The organism is Halovivax sp. (assembly GCA_007119345.1).
GTDB lineage: Archaea > Halobacteriota > Halobacteria > Halobacteriales > Natrialbaceae > Halovivax.
This window is the reverse complement of the sequence record SKPV01000187.1, coordinates 1-4235: the sequence shown is the minus strand read 5'-3', so window position 1 is coordinate 4235 and position 4235 is coordinate 1. Positions and strand designations below refer to the sequence as shown.

General features: G+C 72.4%; 4 protein-coding genes. 1 reads left to right on the top strand and 3 read right to left on the bottom strand.

Annotated elements, in window-relative coordinates; genetic code table 11:
• Positions 1-88: 88 nt before the first annotated feature.
• Positions 89-778 carry an O-methyltransferase gene (locus QZT59_RS12650; protein ID WP_290816686.1) on the bottom strand — a complete coding sequence of 230 codons (690 nt, stop codon included), beginning with the start codon at positions 776-778 and terminating at the stop codon, positions 89-91.
• Between the two features lie 348 nt (positions 779-1126).
• Between QZT59_RS12650 and QZT59_RS12645 the strand changes: the two genes are divergently transcribed.
• Positions 1127-2488: an MmgE/PrpD family protein gene (locus QZT59_RS12645; protein WP_290816684.1), complete on the top strand. Its 1362-nt coding sequence runs from the start codon at positions 1127-1129 to the stop codon at positions 2486-2488.
• A gap of 216 nt (positions 2489-2704) precedes the next feature.
• On the opposite strand, the gene QZT59_RS12640 is transcribed toward QZT59_RS12645, so the two are convergent.
• Both QZT59_RS12640 and QZT59_RS12635 read right to left on the bottom strand, forming a co-directional pair.
• Positions 2705-3721 carry an alpha-ketoacid dehydrogenase subunit beta gene (locus QZT59_RS12640; RefSeq protein ID WP_290816681.1) on the bottom strand — a complete coding sequence of 339 codons (1017 nt, stop codon included), beginning with the start codon at positions 3719-3721 and terminating at the stop codon, positions 2705-2707.
• Positions 3718-4235: thiamine pyrophosphate-dependent enzyme (locus QZT59_RS12635; RefSeq protein WP_290816680.1), on the bottom strand; the 518-nt coding region annotated here is incomplete at its 5' end. The genes QZT59_RS12640 and QZT59_RS12635, both read right to left, overlap by 4 nt.

The window sequence follows — 4235 nt, the reverse complement described above, 5'->3', positions numbered from 1 at the left end:
TCGCCATCCCGAGGTACTCACTCGCTTCGCTCGCTCGTTCCTCGCCGCTCGCGGCTCACTACCCTCACCGCTCGCCATCCCGAGGTACTCACTCGCTTCGCTCGCTCGTTCCTCGCCGCTCCCGCGTCGTCACGGCGAGCCCGCTGCCCACCGGCAGCACGATCGTGTGGAAGTCCTCGTCCGCGCGAACCGTCTCGAGGTAGTCGGCGATCCCCGTGGTGTTCTCGTCGTCCGGCAGCGCCTCGCCGGACTCGAGGTGCGGGAGGATGTCCCGGTAGTCGACGGCGCCACGCATGATGTTGTCCGCGACCACGACGCCGCCGACGGGCAGCTCGTCGCGGATCAGCTCGAACGCCTCGGCGTAGCGGTCCTTCTGGTGGTCGATCAGCACCACGTCGAACGGTCCCTCGTACCCCTCGGCGACCTCGAGGGCGTCGCCGTGCTCGAAGGTGGCGCGGTCGGCCAGGCCGGCCCCCTCGAGGAACTCCCGACCCAGCTCGAGTTCGTCGGCGTCGATCTCGGTGAGGACGATCTCGCCCTCCGCGCCCATGCCCTGGAAAAACCAGTACGCGGAGTAGCCGAAGCCGGAGCCGAACTCGAAGATCCGCTCGGCGTTCGTCGCCGCCGCGAGCGAGCGGAGCAGGCCGCCGGCGTCGGGGCCGATGATCGGGAAGCCGTGCTCGTCGGCGTGGGCGGCCATCTCCTCGTGGATCGCGTCGTGGCTCGCGCCCGTCTCGCGGAGGTACCGCTTGGCGTCGTCTGCGAGGTACTCGGACATGGCTCCCAGGAGGGGCGAGCGAGCCATAAAGCGTGGGGCCGCGGAAATCGCCGCTCGGAGCCGGTCGGAACGAGCCCCATCTTCACGTCACGACGACCCTCCTCGGCATTCCCCCGACAGTGCTCCCCGGCATCGCATCACGACAGCCCTCCGTCAGCGTTCTCCGGCATCACGCCACGACAGCCCTCCGTCAGCGTTCCCCGGCATCGCGCCACGACAGCCCTCCAGCAGTGTTCCCCGGCATCGCATCACGACAGCCCTCCGGCATCGCGTCACGACACCGCTCCCCGGCGTTCCCCGGCAGCACCCACGCCAAGACGTTTTACCGCGCCCGTGGGAGCCGGACGCGTGACGACGACACGCGAACTCGCGGGGTTCGTCCGGGCGACCGAGCACGACGACCTCGCGGACGACGTCCGCGACGCGCTGAAGCGTCGCGTGCTCGACTCGATCGGGGTCGCGATCGCCGCCGAGGGCGCCGGTCCGCCGGAAATCGTCGACCGCACCGTGGCCGATCTCGAGGCCGACGGCCCCTGCACCCTCTGGGGACGCGACCGCGGCGCCTCGCCGGTCGGGGCCGCGATGCACAACACCGCCCTCGTCGACGCCCTGGACGTCGCCGACGCGTTCCTCGCGCCCGGGGCGACGTCCCGCCCGAGCGACAACCTCGCCGCTCTCGTCGCCGCCGGCGAGCACGAGGATCGCTCCGGCGAGGAGCTGCTCGCCGCCCTGGCGGTCGCCACCGAGATCCAGGGGGAACTCGCCTGGAACGCGCCCGTCGAGGAGCGCGGCTTCGACCACGTCACCCACACCGTGCTCTCGGCGGCCGCGGGCGCGTCGAAGCTGCTGGGACTCGACGAACTGGAGGTCGCCGACGCGATCGCCATCGCGGGGACGGGTCACAACGCGCTGGGGGTGACCCGCACGGGAACGGTCTCCCGATGGGCGGCGGCTGCGTCGGCAAACGCCGCCCGCAACGGGGTTTACGCCGCGGTGCTCGCGCGCAACGGGATGGACGGGCCGCGCGACCTCTTCGAGGGCCGGAAGGGCTGGGCGGACGCGATCTCGAACCCGTTCGAGGTCGACCTGACCCCCGGCGAGCGCGTCAGCGACGTCGCGACGAAGCGCTACGCGGGCCACGCCTACGCCCAGTCCGCCGTCGAGGGGATCGTCGACCTCGCCGAGGGCGAGGACCTCGACCCCGAGGACGTCTCCGGCGTCAAGCTCGAGACGTTCGCCGACGCGAAGCGCGTCCTCGGGGGCGGCGAGGGGAACCGCTACGAGGTCGACGAGCGGGCGCAGGCGGCGTACTCGCTGCCGTACGCGCTCGCCGCGGCGCTGTGCGATCGCGACCTCTCGCTCGCCCAGTACGAGCGCCAGCGCATCCGGCGCGGGGACGTCCAGGACCTCCTCCGGCTCGTCGACGTCACCGAGGACCCCGCGCTCACCGAGCGCTTCCGGGACGGCGCGCTGCCGGCCGTGATCGACGTCACGATGGAGGACGGCACCACCTACCGCGTCGAGACGGACGCCTACCGCGGCCACCCGACGAACCCGATGGACTGGGACGACGTCGAGGAGAAGTTCGACGCGATCGCCGGCGAGCGCCTGCTCGACGAGGAGCGCGACGAGGTGGTCGAGACGGTTCGGACGCTCGAAAATCGGGAGGTGACCGAATTGGCGGCGCTGCTCGGCCACGTTCGGTCGTGACCGCGAACCAGCCCGGTCGGCGACGCATCACGTTCGATCGTGACCGCGAACCGGCCCGGTCGGCGAGCGCGACACGTTCGGTCGTGACCGCGGACCGGTCCGGTCGGCGAGCGCGACACGTTCGATCGGTGCGACCGGGTGTCGGCGCGTCGGTGGCCATCGAGTATCGGGGCCACTGCAACGAATCCGTCGCCCACCCAGCCGAACGATCGGCCCTCAGCCCTCGACCGCGTCGAGCACGCCCGCCCGGATCCGCACCGCCTGGGGCAGGTAGTAGTCCTCCAGCGAGCCAAGCGGCACCGGCGCGTCGAAGCCGGTGACGCGCTCTACCGGCACCTCGAGGTAGTACAGGGCCTCCTCCTGGATCGTGGCGGCCACCTCGGCGCCGACGCCCGCCGTTTGCGGCGCCTCGTGGACGACGACGGCCCGGCCGGTCTTCCTGACCGAGTCGGCGATCGTCCCGCGGTCGAGCGGGGACAGCGATCGCAGGTCGACCACCTCGACGTCGATCCCGCGCTCGCCGGCCAGCTCCTCGGCGACGGCGAGGGCGGGCTGCGTGCTCGCGCCCCAGGTGAACAGCGAGACGTCCGCGCCCTCGCGTCGGACCGCGGCCTCGCCGATGGGGACCGCGTGCTCGCCGGCCGGAACGTCGCCCCGGAAGGCGCGGTAGAGGCGCTTGGGTTCGAGAACGATGACGGGGTCCGGGTCGCGGATCGCGGCGGCGAGCAGCCCCTTCGCGTCGGCGGGCGTGCTCGGCGTGACGACTTTGAGGCCGGGCTCGTGGACGTAGGCGGCCTCGCGGGACTCGGAGTGGTGCTCGGGCGCGTCGATGCCGGCGCCGTAGGGCATGCGGACGACCATGGGAGCCGCGTACTGCCCCCGGCTGCGGCTCCGCATGCGTGCCGCGTGGCTGACCAGCTGGTCGTAGGCGGGCGAGGCGAAACCCATGAACTGCATCTCGGCGACGGGCCGCATCCCCGAGAGCGCCAGGCCGATGGCCGAGCCTACGATGGCCGACTCCGCCAGCGGCGTGTCGACGACGCGGTCGGGGCCGAACGCCTCTTGCAGCCCCTCCGTGGCCCTGAACACGCCGCCGTTCGTGCCGACGTCCTCGCCGAGGACCATCACGCGCTCGTCACGGCTCAGTTCCGCCGCCAGCCCCTCGCGAACCGCCTCGACGAGGGTCAGGCGCTCCGTCTCGGCGTCCCCGCCGGCGACGTCTGCGGCGCTCATTCGGCTTCCCCCCTCAACGGTTCGTCGCCGTACTCCGCCCGCAGCGCCTCGAGGTCGGCCAGCTGCTCCCGGAGCCGGTCGGTCGGCTCCTCGTAGACGTGCTCGACGATCGCCTCGGGATCGGCGGTCACCGCCTCGGCCTCCTCGATCGCCGCGGCGACGTGGGCCTCGACGCGCTCGTCGATCTCGGCTCGCAGGGCGTCGTCGAGGATCCCGTCGCGCTCGAGGAACCGTCCCAGGCGCTTCAGCGGGTCCCGGTCGCGCCACTCGTCGCCGTCGGACTCCTCGCGGTAGGCGGAGGGATCGTCGGCGGTCGAGTGCGGCCCCAGTCGGTACTGGCAGGACTCGATCAGCGTCGGCCGCCGCTCGCCGTCGACGGGGTTCTTCGCCTTTCGCAGTGCGGCCCGCGTCACGGCGTAGACGGCGAGCGGGTCGGTCCCGTCGACCCGGACGCCCTCGATCCCGTAGGCGCGGGCCTTCTCGGCGATCGTCTCGCTCGCGGTCTGGCGCTCGA

Coding starts and splice junctions, on each gene's coding strand:
- QZT59_RS12650 (WP_290816686.1), bottom strand. CDS start 778: ATGTCCGAGTACCTCGCAGACGACGCCAAGCGGTACCTCCGCGAGACG.
- QZT59_RS12640 (WP_290816681.1), bottom strand. CDS start 3,721: ATGAGCGCCGCAGACGTCGCCGGCGGGGACGCCGAGACGGAGCGCCTG.